At 64.1% G+C, this 23,092-nt stretch carries 17 protein-coding genes; 11 read left to right on the top strand and 6 right to left on the bottom strand.

Annotated features, from left to right (window positions below):
- Positions 1-3 precede the first annotated feature (3 nt).
- The 3 genes from HWX55_RS02185 to HWX55_RS02175 are packed head-to-tail and all read left to right on the top strand — an operon-like array spanning position 4 to position 4,099.
- Positions 4-2,193 carry a DUF3274 domain-containing protein gene (locus HWX55_RS02185; RefSeq protein WP_175973615.1) on the top strand — a complete coding sequence of 730 codons (2,190 nt, stop codon included), beginning with the start codon at positions 4-6 and terminating at the stop codon, positions 2,191-2,193.
- 6 nt (positions 2,194-2,199) lie between these two features.
- Positions 2,200-3,819, top strand: a complete 1,620-nt coding sequence (locus HWX55_RS02180) for a DUF2875 family protein (RefSeq protein WP_244140475.1) — start codon at positions 2,200-2,202, stop codon at positions 3,817-3,819.
- Between the two features lie 19 nt (positions 3,820-3,838).
- Positions 3,839-4,099 carry a PAAR domain-containing protein gene (locus tag HWX55_RS02175; protein ID WP_012339060.1) on the top strand — a complete coding sequence of 87 codons (261 nt, stop codon included), beginning with the start codon at positions 3,839-3,841 and terminating at the stop codon, positions 4,097-4,099.
- Between the two features lie 69 nt (positions 4,100-4,168).
- Here the strand turns inward: HWX55_RS02175 and HWX55_RS02170 are convergent, their stop codons facing one another.
- Genes HWX55_RS02170 through HWX55_RS02160 form a run of 3 tightly spaced genes read right to left on the bottom strand, consistent with a single transcriptional unit; the run spans position 4,169 to position 7,813 of the window.
- Positions 4,169-5,383 (bottom strand): aromatic ring-hydroxylating dioxygenase subunit alpha, encoded by a 1,215-nt coding sequence (locus tag HWX55_RS02170; protein ID WP_244140474.1) that lies wholly within the window; start codon positions 5,381-5,383, stop codon positions 4,169-4,171.
- Positions 5,284-6,864, bottom strand: coding sequence for a GH3 auxin-responsive promoter family protein (locus tag HWX55_RS02165; protein WP_050017215.1), 1,581 nt, complete (start codon positions 6,862-6,864; stop codon positions 5,284-5,286). The genes HWX55_RS02170 and HWX55_RS02165 overlap by 100 nt, the downstream gene beginning before the upstream one ends.
- 13 nt (positions 6,865-6,877) lie before the next feature.
- A complete protein-coding gene (locus tag HWX55_RS02160) occupies positions 6,878-7,813 on the bottom strand; it encodes a fatty acid desaturase (RefSeq protein WP_175973614.1) in 936 nt (311 codons plus the stop codon).
- Between the two features lie 113 nt (positions 7,814-7,926).
- On the opposite strand from HWX55_RS02160, the gene HWX55_RS02155 reads away from it, so the two are divergent.
- Both HWX55_RS02155 and HWX55_RS02150 read left to right on the top strand, forming a co-directional pair.
- Positions 7,927-8,811 (top strand): metal-dependent hydrolase, encoded by an 885-nt coding sequence (locus HWX55_RS02155; RefSeq protein WP_244140473.1) that lies wholly within the window; start codon positions 7,927-7,929, stop codon positions 8,809-8,811.
- The gene (locus tag HWX55_RS02150; RefSeq protein WP_175973612.1) at positions 8,808-9,728 is read left to right on the top strand and encodes a hypothetical protein; all 921 of its coding nucleotides are present in this window, start codon (positions 8,808-8,810) and stop codon (positions 9,726-9,728) included. The genes HWX55_RS02155 and HWX55_RS02150 overlap by 4 nt, the downstream gene beginning before the upstream one ends.
- On the opposite strand, the gene HWX55_RS02145 is transcribed toward HWX55_RS02150, so the two are convergent.
- Together HWX55_RS02145 and HWX55_RS02140 are read right to left on the bottom strand one after the other, a co-directional pair.
- Complete coding sequence (locus tag HWX55_RS02145; RefSeq protein WP_175973610.1) at positions 9,716-10,822, bottom strand: hypothetical protein; 1,107 nt, start codon at positions 10,820-10,822, stop codon at positions 9,716-9,718. The two genes, HWX55_RS02150 and HWX55_RS02145, sit on opposite strands and share 13 nt — an antisense overlap.
- A 4-nt stretch (positions 10,823-10,826) precedes the next feature.
- Entirely contained in the window at positions 10,827-11,516 is a 690-nt protein-coding gene (locus HWX55_RS02140; RefSeq protein WP_244140472.1) for a hypothetical protein, read from the bottom strand.
- Here HWX55_RS02140 and HWX55_RS02135 point away from each other — a divergent pair.
- From HWX55_RS02135 to HWX55_RS02110, 6 genes are all read left to right on the top strand, one after another.
- On the top strand, positions 11,515-13,074 hold the full coding sequence (locus tag HWX55_RS02135; protein ID WP_244140471.1) for a fatty acid desaturase family protein: 1,560 nt from the start codon (positions 11,515-11,517) through the stop codon (positions 13,072-13,074). The genes HWX55_RS02140 and HWX55_RS02135 overlap by 2 nt on opposite strands.
- Before the next feature lie 698 nt (positions 13,075-13,772).
- Positions 13,773-14,774, top strand: coding sequence for an FHA domain-containing protein (locus HWX55_RS02130; protein WP_175973608.1), 1,002 nt, complete (start codon positions 13,773-13,775; stop codon positions 14,772-14,774).
- Positions 14,771-18,820: a TOMM system kinase/cyclase fusion protein gene (locus tag HWX55_RS02125; protein ID WP_175973606.1), complete on the top strand. Its 4,050-nt coding sequence runs from the start codon at positions 14,771-14,773 to the stop codon at positions 18,818-18,820. The genes HWX55_RS02130 and HWX55_RS02125 overlap by 4 nt, the downstream gene beginning before the upstream one ends.
- A gap of 33 nt (positions 18,821-18,853) precedes the next feature.
- Positions 18,854-19,198, top strand: a complete 345-nt coding sequence (locus HWX55_RS02120; RefSeq protein WP_175973604.1) for a BMA_0021/BMA_0022 family TOMM bacteriocin — start codon at positions 18,854-18,856, stop codon at positions 19,196-19,198.
- A gap of 16 nt (positions 19,199-19,214) precedes the next feature.
- Complete coding sequence (locus HWX55_RS02115; RefSeq protein ID WP_175973602.1) at positions 19,215-19,577, top strand: BMA_0021/BMA_0022 family TOMM bacteriocin; 363 nt, start codon at positions 19,215-19,217, stop codon at positions 19,575-19,577.
- A 93-nt stretch (positions 19,578-19,670) separates the two neighbouring features.
- The gene (locus tag HWX55_RS02110) at positions 19,671-21,926 is read left to right on the top strand and encodes a TOMM precursor leader peptide-binding protein (protein WP_175973600.1); all 2,256 of its coding nucleotides are present in this window, start codon (positions 19,671-19,673) and stop codon (positions 21,924-21,926) included.
- A gap of 68 nt (positions 21,927-21,994) precedes the next feature.
- On the opposite strand, the gene HWX55_RS02105 is transcribed toward HWX55_RS02110, so the two are convergent.
- Entirely contained in the window at positions 21,995-23,086 is a 1,092-nt protein-coding gene (locus HWX55_RS02105) for a porin (RefSeq protein WP_175973598.1), read from the bottom strand.
- Positions 23,087-23,092: the final 6 nt, after the last annotated feature.

The raw sequence follows: 23,092 nt of genomic DNA, 5'->3' as shown, positions 1-23,092 counted from the left end.
ATCATGTCCGATACCACAACCTCTTCGCCCCGGATCGTCGGAGAACATCAGGCGATTCTCAATTGCAACCGGCCACAGAATGCGTTTGTCAATACCGACGTACAAAATCGTTTCCCGTGCACGACGATCCTGATCCATGGCGTGAATGACCTGGGAACGGATTTCGGCACGGTCGAAGGCGGACTGTGCGAGGGATTGAACGACCGCCTCGGTCGCACCGATTTCAAGGGCGCGGAGTACTCGCACGGCCGCATGGCGAACGACCCGAGCCAAGTGAGCGTTGCCGACATGATGAAGAACATGGACGACGTGATCTATCGTCGGCAGGAAAGCGAAGAGACGAGGAGTCCGTTGATTCCGTTTTATTGGGGATTGCGCGTCGGGAAGGAGGATTTGCCCCGGGACCCCAATAAGGAAACCGTCAACGGCCAGTACGTCGACCGGTTCGGCAATCGCCTCGATGAGCACCGTGCGCGCAACGGCGGATTCTTCGCCAATGCGACCAACAACATTCCCGACATGTTCGACTCGAATTTCAAAGGGGGAATGGCGACGAAAATTCTCGACAGGATGCAGGGTGACCCGACGCATCCGCTTCGCGAGGCGGAAAATCGGCATTACATGGTGCTGGCAGCACGGCGGCTCGCGGCATTGGTGCGGCAAATCCGCCTTATCGACCCGGACGGGACGGTCAATATCATTGCGCACAGTCAGGGCACGCTGATATCGCTACTCGCCCAGGCCTATCTCGTCGAGGGGCTGATTCCAAACCAATGTGGCCCCGCTGACCGCCCTGCCGACACGTTGGTTCTGATCGACTCGCCCTACAGCTTGAGCGAGGAGTTCATGGATCGGCTGCTGCAACGTGGGGATCAGCAGCAGACGACTTATGCGCGTGCAAAGACCCTGGCAAACCTGGTCGGGCATGTGGCGAGCGGCAAATATCCGACGCCACCATTCGATCAATTGAAGTACGAGCCGGGCCGGGACAATTTTGGCGTCGTCGGGCCGACGTGGGATCCCGCGCAGGCGAGGCGCCTGAGCGGGCCGCAAGGCAATGAATGCGTCGTGTTCGCCGAGCGCGACAATCGCGGCAAAGTGTATACGTACTTCAGCCCGGAGGATGCGACCGTCGGGCTGAGCGGCGTCAATGGCATGGGTTGCTCGGGCCTGCCCGACTCAATCGACGTGCGTGCGGCGCAGCAGGGAAGCAAGCCAGAGACTATCAATTTGCTGTCGGCGGCTTTCCGGCAGCGCGTTTTTACCCGGCGTCTGCGACAGGGCAAGCCGGTTCAGGTTGGTACGCCGCCCGGAAACTTTACGATACGGGAAAAGGGCGAAACATCCCATGGCTTGCCCGGTGGCTTTACGACATGGATCAAATCGGCGCAGATAAGCGTGGGTACCCAGCGCAATATCAATGGCGAAGCATTGACGCCACCATTCGATCCCGAAATGGAGGGCAATGTGCTGCCGGGAACCGCAGCGACGCCGCTCTCGAAAAATAATGACGGCGAGTTTGCGCCCGGCAAGCAAGCCATTGATCAACTTGAAGCGGAAATTGCATTGAGCACGAACAGTGGCGAAGGTGCGTTGCAGGCATTGCCTGCACAAACCATCGACTGGCCAACGAGTGAGGATGGGACGCTGCCGGCCTCCACCGAGGTCGAGGCGTCGCTGAACGCTGGCAAGGGTCCCGACGATCAGTGCAAGGTAAGCCGGGTCGTATCGACGGTACCGCCGTCGCCCGGGCACATCGTCGTCTATCGGCAGGAGACGCTCAATGAAGCCAAGGTTCGGCTGATGAATCAGCATAAGGGAGAAAGCTCATATCACTCGGCGGTCATGAGTGGTCGCAGAAATCACCGCTGTGCGACTGCGTTCGATGTGTCGGTAGGCCAGGCGCGTGCGCTGGACGATCCGGACTGGGCGACGCTGCTGCGTGCTGTCGCCGACTGGCGTACACCAATGAGCAGGATCGACAAATTGACGAAAGCCCATACGAACCTGGACGAGCAGACGCTGCACATCATAAGGGCGAACTGCGAATATTACGACCAAGGGAATTTCCCTGGGGAAGACGTCATTCCCAAGGCCTTTCCTGCAGGCGTAGTCAGCGAAACCATCGAGATGAGAACCGATGAAATCAACAAGCAGGTTCGAGCTCGTTCACCCCACCATATGCACGGTTGACGCTACATGACGACAACATCGGTCCCGCGTCTATCAGGATCGCGAGTATTTATTTTTTTGTTCGCGAGCCTCACTTTGATTTGGCTCGTGGCATTCGAGTTGACCGCGAGATATGGATTTTCGTTTCTGGAAAATATGACGATGATAAGGCGATTGCTATTGTTGATCCTGCCGCCACTGTTACTGGCTGCTGGCGTGAGCCTTACCTATGGCGCATCGCTGCGCAAGGACTCGTCACGTCCAGAGGAAGCCAGTACCGCACAGTCTGCGCTGAGTGTGGCATCGGCCGGAGCGGGATCGCAGGATCCTCAATTCACATTGGAGATTCGGCGTATCGGCGTGACGGTTGACCGCTTCCGGCAACGGGCACTATTGATGCGCCTGGATGAAACTGGGGCGAGCGGAACGCTGCTGCTGCAAGATCCCAAGCAATATCCGTGGTCAAGTGATACGCGCGATTCGGAATACGCCAAGCGCCAGAACAACGTGTTCGGCTATGCATTGCGCAACTGGGTGGATTACTGGCCTATTCCCGTTGTCGTGCTGGGACCGCCCCGTAACGTCGCCGATCCGCATGCCGATCGCATGGCGACCCACATCAATAGCGCCGATAACGGCGCGGGCATTGGTAACACGCTATACATCAGACTCGACGAGATTCACGGCGAACATGGCGACACGGCGGTAGCGCGCCTGTTCGACTTCTTCGACCAGCATCCGGATTTGCCAGCTGTCGTGGTGCTTGCCGAAGATGGTCTTGTGACGCGAGGCTACATGCGCACACCACACGGTGATTATCTGGACAAGTCGAACGCGAACGGCAATTTCGTTCCGCAATATCCGGATAGTTTGGTTGCGATGCTGGTGACGCGCAAGGATCGCGTCGATCGGACGATTCGACCATATGTTGTCGATGCGCCGGAGGCGATCGACAAGACCAAGACACAATTTGATGTCATCAAGCTGTGGAACTACTTCTGGGCACAGCACAAATCCTATCCCAGGCCAGCGCCCGGTGTTTATGAAATGTCTTGGGACTATTGGCACGCGAAGCTCCCCGAGTTCTGGAAGACCGCAGCGCTGAAGATGCCGAACGGCTTCAAGCCGAACCCGTGGGTGCCGATTCCGTGGACGACGTGGCAACTGAAGGAGTACGACAAATGGCCGGTCCTGGCCAATCTGCATCGGCCCGTGCGAGTCGATCTGAGCAACGGCCACGGGGCGCCGTTGAAGAAGGGCGAGCGAATCGAAAAGATCCGCGCCGGCTGGCAGCAGGCAGTGGGCACGCTTGCGCCCGGCGAGCAGCCGGGACGGATGTTCTACGATACCGGCACCTCGACCGCCAATCTCGCGTTGCTGGTGCAGTCGCTGCACGACAACCCGCAGCATATCGATATTGACGACCCGAAAGACGCATTCGACATGCAGCGTCGTATAGGTGGCGACACCGGAACGAGTTCGATCTGGGTTCAGAGCGCGCTGGCGCTGATGATGGGTTATGGCGACGGGAAGACGAGCGCACTGATCAACCTGAGGGACCCGCTGCATGCCACGATCGTCATGCTGACGCCGCCGGACGCCGCGTCGCGGCAGGCGCATCCGCAGACCTTCAGCTGGGATTACTGACGGACCGGATCGACACGTCATGGGTCAAAAGCGATACATCATCGAAGGCGATGTGCACAGTCACGGCGGACGCGTTGTGTCCGGGGCGCCGAACTCGCGAATCAACGGGCGCGCAATCGCACGCTTGCACGATCCCGCGATCTGCGAGATTCACGGCCTGACCTTCATTGCGACGGTGTCGGGCCACGCCCGATTCGACGGGCAAGTCGCCGCATGCGACGGCGACTTGCTGGCATGCGGAGCACGCCTGATCGCGAGCCAGCACCAGACAGGAGGCTAACGGAAATACGGGGCGCGTGAGCGGTGCGCCTCAAGCCGGGCGGGCCTCGGCTGATCACGCTGGTCACGCTCAGATCACGAATTCCATCGACTTCGTGCCGCATTGCGCATCGGGCAACGGCTCGCCACGCTGCGTCGCGGCTAGCAACCGTCCGATCGCAATATGGACTACATCGGCGCGCACGCTCGACGGCGTGAAGCCTGCGGCGTTGTCGAGTCCCTCGCGGTGTGCACGCATGATTCGCACGTCTTGCTGGATCACGGAATGCGTGTAGAGGTGCAGCAGCGGTTTCAGCGCGCGCAGCAGCGCGGCCGGCAACGCAAAGCGATAGGCGATGTACGTATAGACACGCGATCGACGTGTGTCGAGCGGCGTGATCTGGCTGATGATCAGAAAACTCGAGCGGCTACCCCAGTGATAGTCGCATCGCGTGACGTTCGGCGCATAAAAATGATCGGTATGCCGAAGCGGTTCCCTGGATGGATTGGTCAGCCAATCCAGCATGCCGATCTTGTCGCCGTCATCGTGATACGTGACCTCGACGCTTTGCTGCTTCAGTTCGACGGTCGCCCGTAGTCGCCGCCCAGTGGATGAACGAAAAATCCGGTCGTGCACGAACACCGTATGCGGGACGTCCATGAAGTTCTCGACCAGTGCACCGAGATCGCCATCGAACGTATTGATCATATAGTACGACTGCCACGGCCGTTCGCCGTGGTGCGGCATGTCGAACGGTCGCTTCAGCGCTGGATCGCCTCGCCCGCGATAGACCCAGACGAGGCCGTGCCGAATCAACACCGGCAATCTGCGCTGACGATATGGGTAGGTCGTACCGGTCGGTTCGGCGCTTGCGCTGTCGATGCTGGGAATTCGGGTGACGCTGCCGTGCTGGTCGTAATGCCAGCCGTGATACGGACAGACGAGGCAGCCGTCGACGACTTTCCCGGCCGACAACCGGGTGCCGCGATGCACACATTGATCGACGAGCGCGACGATCTCGCCGTCGGCCGCCCGGAATAGCACGATGCCGAGGCCCAGTACGCGAGTACCGAACGGTTTGTCCCGCTTGACCTCGGCTTCGGTGCTCGCGACATACCATTGCTCGACGAGTGCGCCGAAGGCTTCGCCATCGGCATTCGGCGCGGATTCGTCGCACGGCGAACACGTTGATGCGATCGATATGTTCAACATGAGCACGCGTCCTCGATAAATGCGCGGAGTGCGTTCGCCACGGCGGGCTTGGCCACCAGAGCGCGGGGTTTGACATCCCCAGCCCGGATGCATGCACGCTCGTGGGCTCGCTGGACGAGATCCGCCAGTTGGGCGGCACCCCCACGTATGCGAACCGCGCGCAACGGGCCAAGCTGGCCGACCGTGCGTGCGTGCCGGTAGTGAAAAGCGCGGGCGAGAGCCTGTTCCAGCGCAACGCCCAAGGTGGCGACGTCCGGCGTATCGCTTGCAAGCAACAGCAGGTAATGGGGTGGATCCGCGTCCGCGCACGGAATCACGCAACCTTCGTCGCCTGGTTGCAGTAACTTGGAAAGCGACGCGGCCAGATAGGCTTCGTCCAGCTTTTCACCGACCAGATCGCTTTGCGTGTCCGCCCGCCCGACGAAGGTCACGCATGGCGTTCGTCCCGCATATCCGGTCACACGGACCCGATCGCCGAGCCGATAGCGGTACAGGCCGCCTCCGGTCGTCACGACGACCTCGACCGTGTCGCCCGGCTTCAGTTCTTCCACGCCTATCGCGGTTCCATCATCGAGCAGGAACTCGAGGAAGTGGCTGCAGACGGCGAGGGGACAGCCGGCTGTATCGCCGAACGGCAGGCTGACCACTGCCTCGGTGGAAAACAAGCCTTTCGGAAACCATGCGGCCTGGGGTAACAAGGTGCGGGCATGTGCGGCGTAGTGTTTGCTCGGACCGTCCATCCAACAACTCACTGCCGCGAGTTGAGGCCACAACCGGCCGCAGTGACCATCATCGAGTGCGCGCCGCAGCGCGGCCGTACGATTCGGCGGCAGCGAATCGAACAGGAAAGTGAGTGTGTCGCGGCGTTGCGGTTCGGCGTTGTCGAACAGCGGACGAAGCAGACTGGTCAGGAAGGTTGGGCTCCATACGCTGATGAAGGCCAGATCATGAGCGGCGATCAATGCGCGCAACGTTTCGGTGCGCCACGTGCGAGCATCACCCGATAGCGATGGTACGACGAGCGTCGGCAGCAGATCGACGAGCGGGCTGTCGGCCAGATAATCGAGATCGCTGTCCGACCCGATCATGATGCCGTTGGGAGCGCGGCCGCGCGCTTGCAGCGGAGGCGACATCGACCAGTACGCGCGGCCGGCTGCGACGCCGGGCACGGCGTGATGCAGATCGGAGAGCCAGACGACCAGTGCGAACTGCAATTCTTCGAGAAAGGCCGGCGTATAGGGAATGAGCTTTTGCTGCTCGCTGCCGCCGCTTGTGCGCTCGAAGAAGCGTGGCGGTTGCGCGGTCAGGATCGGAGTGGACTCCTGGAGTGCACGATCGATCCATCGGGACACGCCAGCGTAGGGGGCAACCGGCACGCGTTCGCGAAATTGTGCCGGATCCGCGATATCGGCAAACCCGTGGGCGATGCCGAACGCCGTGTTCCGATTGGCGGCGAGCAAGCGTGACAGATAGGTCGCCTGCGCGTCACCCGGCGCGTCGAGCGCCGTGAGCCACACGCGGCGAAAGGGTTCTGCAGCAGCGCCGAACGCGGCCCACGCATCCTGTGCACGCACGTGCGTCCTCTCGTTAGAAATAGGTTTTTTCGAGTTGTGTCGGATCGCTCGGCAAACGCCGGGGCGCTTCGAACACATGCAGCCAACCGTACCACAGCGGCCGCGTCTCCGCCGCGTCGGAGCACGCATGAAGCTCCTGCCAGCGCAGGCTCGGACGCCGGTGATGCGTCAGGTTGTAGTTGAAGTTGAGGAATGCCCAGCGGATCAGTATGGGGGCACGCATATTGTATGTGCCCTCGACAACGTCGAGCGGCGTGTGCATGTGATAAACCCATTGGAGCGACGACCACGAAAACGCGAATGCGAGGTAGGCAAGCGAGATGTCGAGCACGCGCCAGTCCAGCAATGTCCCCAGTGCAATCCATGCGGCCACGCCTGCGAGGGTTTCGTATCGAATTCGTCGGAATTCCGCGTGGCCGAAGTCTCTGAACGCGGCCGCATAGGTGTTGTCGTGTCCGTACGTGGCCCAACCATACGGAATGCGACTCGGAAGCACGGCCAGGACGAAGCTGCCCGCGAAACTCGCGAACCAGATGCCGCCGACGATCGCCGCGTAGTATGCGATTCGCTTGCGCCACAGCGAAGCATCCGGCTCGACGAAGTCCACCCGCTCCGCAGGCGTTCGATTTCGCACGTGGTGACCGAGATGATTCACGTGAATCAGCGTTGCCGCGGCGCCGAACATCGTCGATGCCCACCACATCATCAAGTAGTTGATTTTCCCGCGCCGATGCCCGAAACCGTGGAATGTTTCGTGCATCATCGAAAACACGCCTTGCATGATCAGGCAGAACGGTACGAGCGCCCCCCAGCGCCACGGGCTCGTACCGTGCGACAGCCACGTCAGGATGCCCGCCCATACAACGCTCTGTAGCGCGAGCACGCAGAGATTCAGCCGATCGAACCGTCGCGAACGATTATCTATGGCGCTTGCATTGGCATCGAACATACAATTCGGACATGGATGGTGGCAGCGACGCAGAGCATACCTTCGATCGCCATCGTCGAACAATACGCCCGCCTGCGCTGACCCTGCGCGTTACGCCACGATCGGCCACGACCATGTACGCCAAACGAACCGACGATTCAATGCATGAACGCCGCAATGACGCGGCAGACATCCGTCGGCGCAATCCGCGGTTTTGTTTTGCCGACGACATTCCGCGCTATTGGTATCGTGACAACCGCAGGGTGACGCGCTTTTTCGACGCGTTCTCGATCATGTTTCCGCTTGGCGAGAAGTTCTTTGTCGATAGCGTGAGGCAGTACTGCGACGCGCTGCCGGCCGACGGCACGCTCGCCGCGCAAGTGGATGCATTCCTGTACCAGGAAGCCACTCACATCCGCGAGCACCGCGCGTACAACCGACGCCTGGCTCGCCAAGGCATGCCGGTCGACGCACTCGAGGCGCTGATGAGGAGACGGCAGGAACAATGCCGGCGTGTCGCGTCGCCGCTGCTTCAATTGACCTTCACCGCATGTCTTGAGCACTACACCGCCATTCTGGCCGATCTGCTGTTGCGCGATCCCGCCATTTTCGACGGTGCCGACCCCTCGATGGCCGCGATCTGGCGGTGGCATGCGATAGAGGAAACCGAACACAAGTCTGTCGCGTTCGACGTATTTCGCGCTTGCGGCGGCGGCGCGATCAAGCGCTATGTCGTACGGGCGGCGGCGATGCTCGGTGTCACGGCATGCTTCATCGTCGATCTGGGGTATTTCATCGTCCGTCTCGCGCGTGCCGACCGCGACGCCGGCAATTGGCGAAGCTGGGCACAGCTTGGCTGGTGGCTGTTCGGCGCGCGGGGCATCGTTACCCGCGTGCTACCCGCGTGGCTGGCATGGTTCTCGCCGCGTTTTCACCCTGACCGAATCGGGAATCCAGCCACGCTGGCTGCTGCCCGCGCGGCGCTCGCTGCCGATGGCGTGACAACGGAGCCGGCATGAGTGCACGGTACCCGGCGTGGTCGCCGTCCGGCTTCGACGAGTGGCGGCAACACTACCCATTGACGCCGTTCGAACCGGCGCCCACAGCACTCGACTGGACCGAGCGCTTCATCGAATGTTGGCACGCGCATGACGCCCATGCATCCTCGAACATCGTCATCGTGCTGATTGCGGGACTCTATTCCGAGTGGATACCCGCCTGCTTCCGGCATGCTGCGCAGGCGTTGCGTGCCGCGCGGTACTCAATCCTGCGTGTGCCGGTCCGCTCGTCGCGCGCGGTTGCCGAGCAGGGCGCGCATATCGTTCGCAATCTGTATGCGCGCTTACCCGCTGATCGCCGCTTTATCGTCCTTGCCCACAGCAAAGGGGGACTCGATGCATTGGCGGCGCTGCATGCGGATTCAGGGCTTCGTGCTCGCTGCGACGGTATCGCACTCGTTCAGCCGCCCGTCGGTCCGAGTGCGATCATCGATGGCTTGCTCGAGCAACGGGGGGCGCGCATCGATCCCGCATGGTTGGGTCGAGCCGCCGGGAGATTGCTGCGCACACGCTGGTTGTATGCAGGCTCGCGCGATATCGGCAGCGGGCGCGACGCCGGCATCGCGAATCTGTTGTCTACGGTGCCCGGTGGCCTGCACTGTGTGCATGTCGTAAGCTGGTCGATAGAACGCACGTCCCGGTTCGATGCATATCACTCACGCCTCGACCGCTACCGTCCCGGCTGTGCGCATGACGGACAGTTCTACCTCGACCACCAGACGATTCGCGGCATACCGCGAGTTTGCATGCCACATCTCGACCATGGCCAGCCTGTGCTCGGTGGCGCCGGCTTCGATGCGGGGCGTTTCTGGCTTGCACTCGTTGCGCTCCTGAACGACGCGCGGGCGGCAGCGGTCGCAAGCGGTCAGACGAGATAGATCTCGAACCCTGGGATCGCTTCGGTGGCGCCCGAATCGAGTGCACTCGTGCCGGGCGCGGATAGCGTGTATAGATCCATCGGTAATGCGGTGTATCGATAACCCTGCAAGGCGGGCCATAGCGGATCGTGATCGTACAGGCAAAGCTGCAGCAGGGCATAGCGGCTCCGCTCTTGTTGCCAGACCGCATCGAGCAACGCCTGTGCAATGTCCGGGTCGCGTCCGCTCACATGCAGATGAGTCAGGTAGATATCCCGGAGCGGCTGGCCCGGAGCTGCGATGGGAGGGCGTCCGAGCAAGGGTGCGATGGCGTTGAAGCTGTGACGCAGCGCACCGAGCGAGCGCGGCAGACGTTCCAGCACGATGCGTTTGATACGCCCTGCATCCCACGGAGCAACGCAGCCCACGATACGCCGCTGCGCGTTACGTGCGACCAGAAAGCGCTCGATTCCGAAGTCGGGCCAGGTGTTCAGGCGGCGCGCGAATTCGTCCGCCGTAAAGACGCAACCGAAGGGTTGGGAACGAGACTCTTGGTCCAGGAATGTGCGGAGTGCGTCGGCATCGGCAGCCGACGCGTTCGTGATCTTGACCGAGCCGGTGCTCCGCGCAGCAATACGCCGCGCATAGATTGATACGTTACTGTAGCCGCGCCAATGTCGAAATCCGAGCCGGGGCCGCTTGCCTGTCCTGAATAGCGATTGCGTCGCGATCCGGTTGTCGCGAATGATGCAGCAGTACGTATGCTGTACGCCTTCGTGCCGGGCGAGATCGGCGAGGCGGTCGACGACATAGTCGACCCAAGTGTGCGCTAGTTCGCGATCGGGTGCGATGCGCAAGTCGCCGAGGTAAGCGATGCGCTGTTTCTCGCCGGCGAGGTAGCCGTCGCGAACGACCATGCTGGCTATTCCCTTGACGCGCCCTGCGCTGTCCTCCGCGAGCCACGTTCGACAGTCGTTCGAATGACACCGATGCAGTGCGAAGTAATCCGGTGAACGATCGAAGCGAAGTGGCATCCCGCTGAGCATCGCGTAACGTGTTTGAAACGCGAGGAGCCGTTCGTTGTCGACCGCTGTGGCTAGCCGGATCCGCGTCATTGGCTCATTCACCGGTGAAGATTCGTCTTGCCATCGGGCGTAGGTTTTCCGGCGTCAGTTCGCACAGGCATACGAGCTCGTTGCCGCACGCGTATTCTGGATTGCGCTTCAGAAAATAGGCGACATCCGGCAGCCGTCGATGTGCGTCCGGCACTTCGGCGAGGGCTGGGGCGAGGCGGCCTTGCGGTACCGGAAACTTGAGCACGCCGGACGCGGCGTCGTATGCGTACCCGAAGCGCTCAACTGCCAGATGATCCAGTAGCGCCTGATTTACGGGTTCAGTCGGTCGGTCGAATCGCGGGGTGAAATCATGTGCGAACGCTCGCAAGTAGCGGTACGTACGATGCCCCTTGCAGATTAGAAACCAGTATAGTGCGACGTCAGGCACGTTGCGTTTGAGCTCACCGGCGAGTCGAATCCAGCAAAACGCGAGTTGCTGACTGCCCCAACAGGCCGGATCCACAATCGTGTCACCGGAAAACAGGATGCGCAGTGTAGTGTCTTGCCACTGCTGTTCATATAGTTTCAACGTGGAGAAGCCGCGTAACTTGCCGGTGTCGTCACGCATGATGACGCAATGTGTCTTGTCGTCGAGATCGTGTTCGAAGCGTGCCTGTTCCGTATCCCGGTAACAGGTCGAGTAGAGCGCGTACATATGTGCAACATCGACGTCGCGCAACTGCGCACGTGTCATGGAACTGGCTCGAAGCGGCATAGCGTCGTTATTCATGCGAGCTGAAACGATTTATCATGATACGCGATTGAGCCGCTCCTTTTTTCACATGCGTGCCATACCTCCTGTTTCCGTCTCCTATACACCGTCGGCGTTCGACGCGTGGCGCTGGCTTGCGATCTATGTCGTCGTGTCGGGTGCACTGTACTTCTGGGTCACACACGCGCCGATGGCACCCGTGACGCTGTTGCGTCCGGGACCGTACGATGCGGTCATTCCGCGTGTGTCTGCCAGCGTACCGCTTTATTTGAGCTACGCGCTCGTGATGCCGTCGATTGTCTGGTTCGGCCGCAGCCGAAATTGGCTGCTGCCCGTATTTTTCGCCGGGGCACTTGCCGCAGGCCTGTGTATCGTCTGTCATCTGTTATGGCCGACTGCCGTGAGCCGGTCGCCGGCAGCGACAGGATGGATCGCGTGGCTGTATCGGATCGACACGCCGCTCGCGGCGAGTCCCTGCGGGCATGTTGCGCTGCCTGTGGCTGTAACCGTGGTGCTGGCTGCGCTACGCGTCCGGGCAGCGCGCTATTACGCTGCGTGGAGCACGATGCTGGCGATCACCGTCTTAACGACCGGACAGCATTTGCTCGCGGACATGCTCGTGGGACTCGCACTCGGCATCGGCGTCGGCTGTGCGACGACCGTACTCATTCGTCTCGACGTCGACCTGCGTACGGCCGCCGCATTACTGCTTGAATGGCTATGTATCGTAGTTACGCTGCGAGTTGCGTTATCGGTGGGGCATTGGGGAGGCTACCTTTTCGCCGCCGTTGTTGTCGCGACTCGGCAACACGCATTATTCATTCTGTATCACGACGCGACCCACTATCACTTAACCCGCCGCCGTTCCGCCAACGACTTTCTGATCAACTTGGCAATTGGCGTACCGGGGCTTGTGCCCATCGAATTTTATCGCCCGCTGCATCTTGCCCACCATCGACATGTCGGGACGGCGGAAGATCCTGAGCGGAATTATCTGTACCACGCGCAGCCATGGAAATTCGAGCCACTCGACACACTCCCCCTCGTCCGGCAACTGCTCGGTGATTTGCTCCTGATCAACATGGTGAAAAACATGCGCGCATATCGGCGTGCGAACGGGCGTGGTGCATCCATGTCACTGCCGCTGCTTACGGCGATAGCGACGTGGGGTATCCTGCTTTTGTCGCTCGTGCATGCATGCACAGTACGCGAACTGTTGACGCTTGCGGCGCTTTGGTTCGTCCCTCTCGTGACAATCGGGGCGTTCGTGCAGAAGATCCGTAGTATTGCAGAGCACAGCGGTGGGCCTGGTGCCACGGCTGGCTGGAATGACTGGACTTATTCGTGGCGCGTCGGGTTACTTGGCCGCTTCTTTATCTGGCCGTACAACATTAACTATCACCAACAACATCATCGCGAACCCGGCGTGGCGTGGCATCGCCTGCCCGAACTGCGTGCGTCTGACGAGCCGGTTCTGTCTTCGCGGCAATTGCTTGCGTTGCTATGGTCGGGTGCCTCGCGCAGTGGTAACCCAAGATAGAAAAATCCCTTCGACGGCGCGATGAAGTTTCCCGTCGGTCCTGGTGCGAAAGATCGGCACGACCCGTCGTACTCCGTCTGACGCGTGCCGCGCAGCCATTGGCCTCTGCGCATGGTCGTGCCGGCCCGTCTGCGTTTGCGATTAATCGCTGGCTATTCCTCCGGCACGTGATTCCTGAATAAGTTAAACAGCGTCGTTTGTAAGAACGACGATGAAAATTATTTAAATAATAGAAATTGTTCGATTTTATTTTCGCTCGATCAAACAAAATGTCCGCAGCGCCAAAGCCCATTAGATCCACCCCATCGTTCAATGTCATGATGTTTGTGTGATTTATGACTGGCGCAGATTCTAGCGGAGGCAAGAGGCGTGACCCTTTATTCGTACCCCGAAAATTCATCGAAAATGTAAAGCATTGCAATATAAAACCATGATCCGCGAATTCCGATTGCGACGCATGATTTTATTTGGCAGGATTTTCATCGAGGTGCCTGATTTTAAAACAACAAAGCGGTCGACAATTCAATTTACCGAAATAACGCGCGACGCTTGGCACCCCGTGGCAGGGAAGCTGGCTAGAAAAACAGGTAACGAGACGGCGAACGGGCGGCACCGTTCGCGATCATTGAATCAATCGCTTGCCCGGCGGCGTCGATGCGTCACTCGAACGATCCGGGCGAATCCGACACGGGGCGGCCATGGCGATACTCAAGAACGACGCGTCCGGAGAAGCATGCCTGCTCCGCGCGTATCACATGTTCGGCCGCGACGACGCGCGCTGCGACACGGTCATCCGGGACGGCTCGGTGTCCCGCGTCCATGCCCATATCCGCTGGATCGGCGGGTGCTGGGAACTCCACGATCACAGCAGCAACGGCACGTCGGTATCGGGCGTATCGCTGCGCGACGGCGAGCATGCGGTGCTGCAGCAAGGCGATGTGGTCCGCTTCGGCAGGGCCGGTGTCGCGCCGTGGCGCGTCGAGTCGCTCGACGATCCGGCCGACACGCTGTGGCCGATACGCGGCGCCGCCGCGCCGATCGTGCTCGCGCCGCGCCAGATCCTCCCGCCCCCCGCCGCGCAGCCGGTCACGATCGTCCGTTCGCCGGCCGGCGAATGGCTGTGCGACGACACATTGCCGCCGCGCGCGCTCCATGACGGCGACGAAGTGTCGACCGGCGACTTCGCATGGCGCCTCGCCCTCGCGCGCCACGGCTCGACGGTGATGCTCGCCGCCCGCGCCGATCCGGCCGTGCCGGCGCAATTGCTCGAATTCTTCGTCAGCCGGAACGAGGAGCACGTGCGCATGCTGCTGCATGTCCGCGGCGGCGTGGTCGACCTCGGCGAGCGCGCCCATCACTATGGTCTCGTCACGCTCGCCCGCGCCCGCTCGGCCGACATGCAGGCCGGGTACGACGCCGCCACGCAGGGATGGATCGAACTCGACCGGCTCGCGCGCATGCTCGGCATCGACGCGTCCCATGTCAACGTGCAGATTCATCGCGCCCGAAGCCAGTTCGCGGCGCTGCCCGGGCTGGGCGCGAGCCAGCTCGTCGAGCGTCGGCGCGGCAGCGTCCGCTTCGGCGATGTTCCGTTCCGGATCATGCGCGGCGAGCATCTCGAATGCGAGTCGGTACCGGCCGTCGGGCCGCGTATCGGCCTGCCGCGCGCGGTGCCGGCCCCGGTCGTCCAGTGCTCGTGAACGCGGGAGAACCGGCCGTGCTGACGAGCACGCCCCGCGCCGCCGCGGGACCACTCGCGCGTGAACCGCAGCGGCACGCGGTGCCGTTCGCGACGCTTGCCGGTAAATGGCATTACCGGCTCGGCGCGCTGCTCGGCGAAGGCGGCAACGGTGTGGTGTTTCGCGCGACCTGCGACGAGACGGGGCAAGCCGTCGCGATCAAGCTGATGCGCGACGACGCCGCGCTGATCGCGCCGGAGCGCATGGGCCGGCGCGCGCGCTTCCGGCGCGAGACGAGCCTGTGCGAGGCGCTGCGGCATCCGAACATCGTGGCGCTGCTGGACCAGGGGGAAGCGCCGGACGGGCGGCTGTTCGCCGTATTCGAACTGGTCGAAGGCCGGACGGTGCGCGACCGGCTCGCGGTGGACGGGCCGCTGTCGGCGGTCGACACCGGGCGGCTGATGACGGAGGTGCTCGACGCGCTCGCGGCCGCTCATCGGCGCGGCATCGTGCATCGCGATCTGAAGCCGCAGAACATCGTGATCGCGATGGCCGACGACGGGCCGCACGCGAAGCTGCTCGATTTCGGCATCGGTGCATTGCTGCCCGGTGCCGAAGACATCGCGCGCGAGACGGCGACGCTCGCGACCGAGGTGCTCGGCTCGCCGCCCTACTGCGCGCCGGAGCAATTGCGCAACGAGCCGCCGACGCCCGCCAGCGATCTGTATGCGTGGGGCCTGATCGTGATCGAATGCCTGACGGGCGAGGTGGTCATGCAGGGCGCCAGTGTGGCCGAGATCGTCTATCGACAACTGAGCCCGGTGGATGTCGCGCTTCCGCCGTCGATCGCGTCGCTTCCGCTCGGCGCGGTATTGCGGGATGCGCTGAACAAGAATCCGCGCCAGCGCGCCGCGTCGGCCGAGGCGCTCGCGGCGCGGTTTCGTGCGCTCAACTTCGCCGCGCTCGTCGGCCAGTTCGACGCCGCTCGCGCCGGCCGGCAGACGCGCTCGCGCCCGCTCGCGCCGCGCGGCGAAACGATCGTCGAGGTGGGCGAGTATCGGCAGATCACCACGCTGTGCTGCTGCGTGACGATCGCCGGAGAGGGCCGCGAACGCCATGCCGGAACCGAGCACGGCATCGCGCTCGACGGCTACGAGGAGCAGTGGCTGACGAAGTGCGCCGATATCGCGGTCGGTTATGGCGCGCATGCGGGCGGACGGCTCGGCGACACGCTGCTGTTTCATTTCGGTCTGCAAGGCGACATCGACCGGCCCGCCCGCCGTGCGGCGCGGGCGGCGCTCGACATGGTGCGCGTGGCCGAGCGCGCGCGGTTGCCGGCGCTGACGGCTGCCGGCGGGCATGCGGCCGGCGCGGAAGAAGGCTGGCGGGTCGAAGTGGCGGCCGCGATTCATGTCGGGCAGGTGCTCGCGCATGCGTCGCACATGTCGGGCGTATCGACGGCCGCCGCGGCGTCGCGGCTGCTCCGGCTGGCCCGCCCCGGACAGATCCTGATCAGCGACGATGCGCGGCTCGTGCTCGAACGGCATGCCGATGCCCGGCCGACCGCGTTGCGGCTGGCGCGGGCGGGCCTCGTGTCGCAACCGGTTCATGAATTGCTCGGCGAACGGCATGCCGATACGCCGTTCGATTCGCTCGACGCCGACAGGCGGACGCCCATGGTCGGCCGCGCACGCGAACTCGATGCACTGCTGCGCGCGTGGCAGGACACGCATGGGCGACATAGCCGCGCGATGCGCGGCGAGCCGGCATCGCACGGTGTGCCGCGGCTCGTCGTCGGCGACGCGGGCTTCGGCAAGTCGCGGCTCGTGCACGAGCTGTGCGAGGCCGTGCGGACACGCGGCCACGCGTTCGCGCAGTGCGGGTGCCTGCCCGAACGCGAGAATCATGCGTTGTTCCCGATCCTGCGGTTCATCGCCGCGCACTGGCATGTCGATGCCGAGCGCGCACCCGGCATGGCGCTCGCGGCGATCGACGCGATGATCGCGCCGCTCGACTGCGACCATGCGGCGGCGCGCGTCGCGCTCGCGACGTGGCTCGGGCTGTCCTGCGAAGCGACCGGGCTCCTGTGGTCGAGCGCGCGCGAGCAGCATGCGCTGTTCGACGTCCTCGAACAACTGATCGTGTCGCTCGGCAACGGCGCGCCGGTGCTGCTGGTGATCGAGGACGTTCAGTGGCTCGATCGCTCGACCGAGGATTTTCTCGCGTATCTGCACCGCTCGCCGCGCGCAGCGGCACTGTGCATCGTGCTCACGTCGCGCCCCGACAAGCTCGCGCGCTGGCGCGGCGCGACCGACCGCGTGGTGCTGCGCCGCCTGCCGCGCGACGACGCGCAGCGCCTGATGTCGGCGCATCTGGGCCCGGGCGCGGTCGATCCGGCGTGGCTCGACCGGCTCGCCGATCGCACCGCGGGCATCCCGCTGTTCATCGAGGCCGTCGCGCGCGAACTGGCGGTGAGCGGCGCGGATGGTCTGCTCATCGAGCCATCGGTAACGGACCCGTATCCGTTGCCGCTCAGTCTCGGCGGCATGCTCGGTCTGGCGTTCGACCGGCTCGACGACGCGCGCGGCACCGCGCAGCTGGCCGCGACCATCGGGCTCGAAGTGGATGCGCAACTGCTCGCCGATGCGTCGCCGCACGACCGGACCACACTCGACGCCCATCTGCGGCTCCTGCTCGAAGAACGGATCGTGTATGCGCAACATCGGCGCGATCGCGTGTTCTATGCGTTTCGCCATGCGCTGATTCGCGACGCCGCATACGAATCGATGCCGCCTGCCGTGCGGCGCGGCAACCATGCGCGTGTCGGGCGCGCGCTGCTCGCGCACGCCGATCGCGGCGCCGGTGCGCATGCGTTCGGCATCGCCGGGCACTTCGCACGGGCAGGCGCATGCGCGGACGCGATCGCGCACGGCATCGACGCGGCGCGTCGCGCGCTCGAACGGTCGCGATACGACGACGCGATCCGCTACGGGCAGGCCGTGTTCGACTGGCTCGCCACCGCCGACCACGCGCAGCGCGAGCACGACAGCGCGCGCATCCGCGCCACGTTGACGCACGCGACGATGGCGCGATTCGGCTGGGCCGATCCGCAGGTACGCGAGCATGCGGAGCAGTTGCTGCGGCAGACGCAGACGCTCGACGATCCCGAACTCGAGATCAGCGCGTTGTGGACGCTGTCGACGTGCTACCACGTCGCCGGTGACCGCCCGATCGTGCGCCGGATCGGCAAGCGGCTCGACACGCTCGCGACCGAGCGCGGCGATGCGGGCGTGCAGGTGGCGGCAGACGCGATGCGCGGCATGAGCCTGTGGGTCGATGGCGACTATGCGCGCGCCCGTGCCGCGTTCGACGCGGTGCTGGCCGGCTACGACGTGCGACGCGACGCGGGGCACCGGCGCATCCTCGGGCTCGATACGCGCGCGTGGACGATGGCGTCGCTCGCCAGCGTGCGCTGGTGCATGGACGACGATCCCCAGCCGTCGCTCGCGATGGCGCGCGAAGCCGTGTATTGCGCGACCTGCCTCGATCATCTGCCGACGCTGGGCGTCACGATGATGTACCTCGCACGCACGCATCAGCTCGCGGGCGACCGCGATGCGGCGCGATCCGTGTCGGAAGCGATTCTCCGGCTGGCGGACGCGCACCGGCTGCGCGCGGTCGGGCACTACGCCGCGATCATTCACGCGTGGACGCAACGCGATCGCGCGGGCGTCGTCACGCATCTCGACGCGCAGCGGCAGTCGGGCGGCCTGCTCGGGCTGACCTACTATGCGTCGCTGCTTGCGGAGCTGGATGCCGAACGTGGCGACTACGACGCGGCGCTCGCGCAGATCGGGACGTGTCTCGCCTGGTGCGATTCGAGCGGCGAACGGTATTACGAAGCCCAGCTGTTGCTGAAGCGGAGCGAGTACTTGCGCCGTGCCGATCCGCGTTGCGGCGGGGTGGCCGCGCTGGACGCGTGCCGGCGCGCAGTCGAAGTTGCAAGGGCGGCGGGCATGGGCCGGATCGCCAGGCTCGCCGAAGCGATGTTGCAGTCGTTGCCGTAAGCAGTTCAAACCGTCATTCAGGAGGACAGACCGATGAGCAAGGATCTTCGATTGCCGACGTACGAACAGTTTCTCGAATACCGCGCGACCGTCATTCGGGCGATCGCTCTCGCGTGGCATTCACCGGCGTTTCTCGACAAGCTCGAGGCCGATCCGGTCCACGCATTGCGCGAGCAGTTCGACTATCACTTTCCGTTCAAGCTCGACCTGAAGGTGCAGGTCAAATCGTCGGAATGGACGCCCACCGTCAACGGCGACTGGACGGCCGGCCAGAGAAACAAGCTCACGCTGTATCTGCCGCCCGCGCCGGCGGACGACGCGCAGTTCGCGCAGGCGCTGGCCGCGTACAACGCGGACCACATCACCATCATGGAATGACTCCGGAGAAACCGACATGGCAAAGGACAACGCCAATCCGACGCTCGAATCGATGCTGGAGTTTCAGAAGGTCTACCTGCGTGCGATCGCGCTTTCATGGCGGGATCCGGCGTTCAAGGCCGAACTGCTGGACCGGCCGCTGGATACGCTCGCGAAATACTTCGGCTATCAGTGTCCGTGGATCATCGACATCGACATCGAGAAGACGGGCGCCGATCATGGCTGGACGAGCGACGGGAAAGGCGGCGGGAGCTGGAACCTGCCGCGCAACGTGATGACCGTCGGCATACCGGCGCAGCCGGCACACCTGGACGAGGAGGCGGTGGCGCTCGCAGCCTACTGCGACGCGGGGCCGTGCTACCTGTTCACCTGCTGCTGACCGGGCGCGGCCGACCCGCGCACCGTCGCGCGGCCCGAGGGCGGTTGCCCGGGCCGCGCGACGTTTGTCCGACCCGTCGCACGGAACCCGACGATGCTCGATGATCTCTCGCGCGTATTGCGTTTCAAGCCGCATTTGCTCGTGCTCGATGCAGGGCCCGAGACCCTGTTCGTCGTCGACGAATTCAAGCGCGCGATGCTGTCCGGCACGATCTTCGTGCGGATCGCCGCGTGCCTGCGGGCGCGCATGACGACTGCCGAGATCGTGACGTCGCTCGCCGGCGTGTTCGGCGAATGGGAGGTGCTCGCGCGGCTCGACCATCTGGTGCGGCGCGGCTACGTGCGCGCCGATCCGCCGCACGGCGACGACGCGGCGCGCGGTTTCTTCGAGCGCGCCGGGCTCGACGGCGACGCCGCGTGCGCACGCATGGCGCAACTGCGTGTCGCGGTGGAGACGTTCGGCGCGGACGGCGCGGCGCTCCGGCGCGCACTCGACACGGCCGGCATCGGCGTCGTGAAGGATGCCGAACTGACCGTCGCGATCGTCGATACGCACGACCGTGACGATCTCGCCGCGTGCGCCGCCCGCGTGGCGGCGCGCGGCGGTGCGCTGCTCGTCGTGGCGACCGGCGGCGTGCAGACGCTGATCGGGCCGTTGCTGGCCGGCAGCGGTAACGGCAGTGGCGTCGGCGCGCTCGCCGATGCGCCGTGCATCGAATGCGTGCGCTACTGGATTCGCATCAACCGGCCGGTCGAGGCGCTGCTGGCGCGCCATCATGGCAGCGACGCGACGCATGTGCCGCCGGCCAGCTCGCGTGCGGGGGCCGCGGCGGCCGCGGCGCTCGTGGCCGCGACGGTCGAGCAGATCGCCGTCAATTGCGCGATCGCGGAACGTGCGCAAACGCACATCGTCGCGCATCGCCTCGACACGCTGGCCGTCGAACCGCACCGCGTGATCCGGCGACCGCAATGCCCGTGCTGCGGGAATCCCGCGTGGATGCGCGAGCAGGCGGCGCGTGCGCCGCGGCTCGCCGGGTCGGTGCCGTTGGCGCGCGCCGACGGTGGCTACCGGGCCGCCGATCCGCAGCAGGTGTTCGCGCGCCACGCGCATCTGATTTCGCCGGTCAGCGGCGCAGTCGCGTATCTGCATCCGATGCCGAAGCGGCACGCGGGCCTGCGCAAGGTCTATGCATCGGGTTTTCTCGTGTGCCCGGCTGCCGTACCGGACGGCAACCGGTTCGACAGGCTCTGCTCCGGCAAGGGCCGCACCGACGAGCAGGCTCGCACGAGTGCGCTGTGTGAAGCGCTCGAACGGTTCAGCAGCGTGTACCAGGGCGACGAGGCGACGGTGACCGGCAGCATCGACAGTCTGCGTGCCGATCCGGCTTGCGACGCCGAGCCGATCCACGTGAACGATCTTCAGCAGTTCAGCGAACGGCAATTCGACGCGCGCGACGCGATCAACGCATTGACACGCGATGTCCGCAAGCAGGTGCCGCCGCGCTTCACGCTGCGGGACGTCATCGACTGGACGCCTGCGTGGTCGCTCGTGAGCGGCCGGCGTCGCCTCGTGCCGTTGAGCTACTGCTATGCGGAAACGCCCGACAGTGCGCAGGCCGCGGCTGCGTGCGTGCACAACCCGAACGGCTGCGCGGCGGGCTCGAGCGTCGACGAGGCGATCCTGCAGGGCATGCTCGAATTGATCGAGCGTGATGCGGTCGCGATCTGGTGGTACAACCGGATCGAACGCCCCGGCATCGATCTCGCGAGTTTCGACGATCCGTATTTTGACGCGCTCGTGCACGAATACGCGACGTTCGGATGGCGGGTGTGGGCGCTCGACATCACGACCGATCTCGCGGTGCCGACCGTGGTCGCGCTTGCGGAGAATCCGCGTGACGGACGTTTCTCGATCGGCTTCGGTTGCCATCCGGACGGCCGGATCGCGGTGCAGCGGGCGCTGACCGAAGTCAATCAGCTGCTCGATATCGCGGCGGATGCGCCGCATCCATGGGATCGCGACAAGCTTCCGTCGACCGGATTTCTGTATCCGGCGGCGAGCATGCCCGCAACGACGCATTCGACGTGGCAGCCGATCGATGCCGCGTCGTTGCCGGCGGCGATCGCGCAGTGCGTCGGGCGCGTCGCGGCGGCCGGGATGGACGTGCTCGTCGTCGACAAGACGCGGCCCGACATCGGCTTGTCCGTGGTGCAGGTAATCGCGCCGGGGTTGTGTCATTTCTGGCCGCGTTTCGGCGCGCGACGGCTGTATTCGGTTCCGGGGGAGCGGGGTTGGCGCACGCAGCCGTGCGACGAAGCGGCGTTGAACCCGGCGCTGCTGTTTCTGTGACCTTGACTGCGGAATCGTGTGGTCGGCGAACGGCGCCGGACGCCGGACCGACGACAGCCCGCACCGCATCAGAACCGCGTACTGAACCCCACCCGCGCGACCGACTGCAGCGCGTCGCTCGATGCGCCATCCGCATCCATCACGCCGTTGATCTGCGCGTGGCTGCCGTGGCCTGCGCGCTGATGCACGCCCGCGACGTACACCATCGTTCGCTTCGACAGCCAGTACTGGACGGCGGCGAGCACCTGGTGCGCATGCGCGTTGTCGAGCGTGTCGTTGCCCTTCATGTACGTGTAGCTCGCGCCGATCACCCATACCGGCGATGGCCGCCACGCGGCGCCGGCCTCCGCCGACCACGCGAGCGCACCGTTCCGCGCATTGTGCACGGTCGTGAAGAGCGCCTTCCCGGTGACCGTGCCGACCGTGTAGTGCACGCCCGCGCCCCAGTTGCGCACGCTGGTGGGCGGCAGCCCGTCAGCCGCGCCGTATTTCTGGTTCGTATAGGCGGCGCCCGCGCCGAACGGGCCGTGGTCGTAGCTTGCGCCGACGCTGACCGTGTTGTTCGCGCCGATCGATCCCGCGACGTTGCCGAAGCCGTACAGCGCGCCGAAGGTCAGGCCGGACAGCGACGGGCTCGTGTACTTGATCGAATTCGCGACGCGATTGCTGCCAGCGACGCGGTCCCAGTCGAATGCGCCGGTCGGATTGTTCGGCAGCGCGAGCCGGTCGAACGGCCCGTTGCGAAACCCGTACAGGCCGACGAGATCCTGTGCGATCTCGTTGCCGCTGGCGGCCAGCGAATCGACCATGAACTCGTACTGGTTGCCGAGCGTCAGCGTGCCGTACCTATCGTTCTGCAACCCGACGTAGGCCGTGCGCGCGAACAGCCCGCCGCCGATGATCGCGCCGCTGCCGAGCGAATACTGGTTGACGAGCCGGAAGATCGCCCGCGTGCCCGCGCCGAGATCCTCCTTGCCTTCGAAGCCGAGCAGGTTCGGAAAGAAGATGTTGTCGTCGAATTTCGCGCTGCCGTGGCCGCTCTGATTGCTGACGTAGCTGATGCCGGTATCCATCAGCCCGAACATCGTCACGCTGCTCTGGGCGAACGCCGCTGCCGGAAGTGCGCAGGCCGCGAGCGCCAGAAAGGTCTTTTTCGTCATCTCCAA

The sequence above is a fragment of the Burkholderia sp. BCC1047 genome, from assembly GCF_902833155.1.
GTDB lineage: Bacteria > Pseudomonadota > Gammaproteobacteria > Burkholderiales > Burkholderiaceae > Burkholderia > Burkholderia sola.
This window is presented reverse-complemented; position numbering and strand designations above follow the sequence as displayed.

Coding starts and splice junctions, on each gene's coding strand:
- HWX55_RS02175 (WP_012339060.1), top strand. CDS start 3,839: ATGGGTCAAAAGCGATACATCATCGAAGGCGATGTGCACAGTCACGGC.
- HWX55_RS02105 (WP_175973598.1), bottom strand. CDS start 23,086: ATGACGAAAAAGACCTTTCTGGCGCTCGCGGCCTGCGCACTTCCGGCA.
- HWX55_RS02120 (WP_175973604.1), top strand. CDS start 18,854: ATGAGCAAGGATCTTCGATTGCCGACGTACGAACAGTTTCTCGAATAC.
- HWX55_RS02155 (WP_244140473.1), top strand. CDS start 7,927: ATGTACGCCAAACGAACCGACGATTCAATGCATGAACGCCGCAATGAC.
- HWX55_RS02130 (WP_175973608.1), top strand. CDS start 13,773: ATGGCGATACTCAAGAACGACGCGTCCGGAGAAGCATGCCTGCTCCGC.
- HWX55_RS02145 (WP_175973610.1), bottom strand. CDS start 10,822: ATGACGCGGATCCGGCTAGCCACAGCGGTCGACAACGAACGGCTCCTC.
- HWX55_RS02170 (WP_244140474.1), bottom strand. CDS start 5,383: ATGCATCCGGGCTGGGGATGTCAAACCCCGCGCTCTGGTGGCCAAGCC.
- HWX55_RS02110 (WP_175973600.1), top strand. CDS start 19,671: ATGCTCGATGATCTCTCGCGCGTATTGCGTTTCAAGCCGCATTTGCTC.
- HWX55_RS02115 (WP_175973602.1), top strand. CDS start 19,215: ATGGCAAAGGACAACGCCAATCCGACGCTCGAATCGATGCTGGAGTTT.
- HWX55_RS02150 (WP_175973612.1), top strand. CDS start 8,808: ATGAGTGCACGGTACCCGGCGTGGTCGCCGTCCGGCTTCGACGAGTGG.
- HWX55_RS02135 (WP_244140471.1), top strand. CDS start 11,515: ATGGAACTGGCTCGAAGCGGCATAGCGTCGTTATTCATGCGAGCTGAA.
- HWX55_RS02180 (WP_244140475.1), top strand. CDS start 2,200: ATGACGACAACATCGGTCCCGCGTCTATCAGGATCGCGAGTATTTATT.
- HWX55_RS02140 (WP_244140472.1), bottom strand. CDS start 11,516: ATGACACGTGCGCAGTTGCGCGACGTCGATGTTGCACATATGTACGCG.
- HWX55_RS02185 (WP_175973615.1), top strand. CDS start 4: ATGTCCGATACCACAACCTCTTCGCCCCGGATCGTCGGAGAACATCAG.
- HWX55_RS02160 (WP_175973614.1), bottom strand. CDS start 7,813: ATGTTCGATGCCAATGCAAGCGCCATAGATAATCGTTCGCGACGGTTC.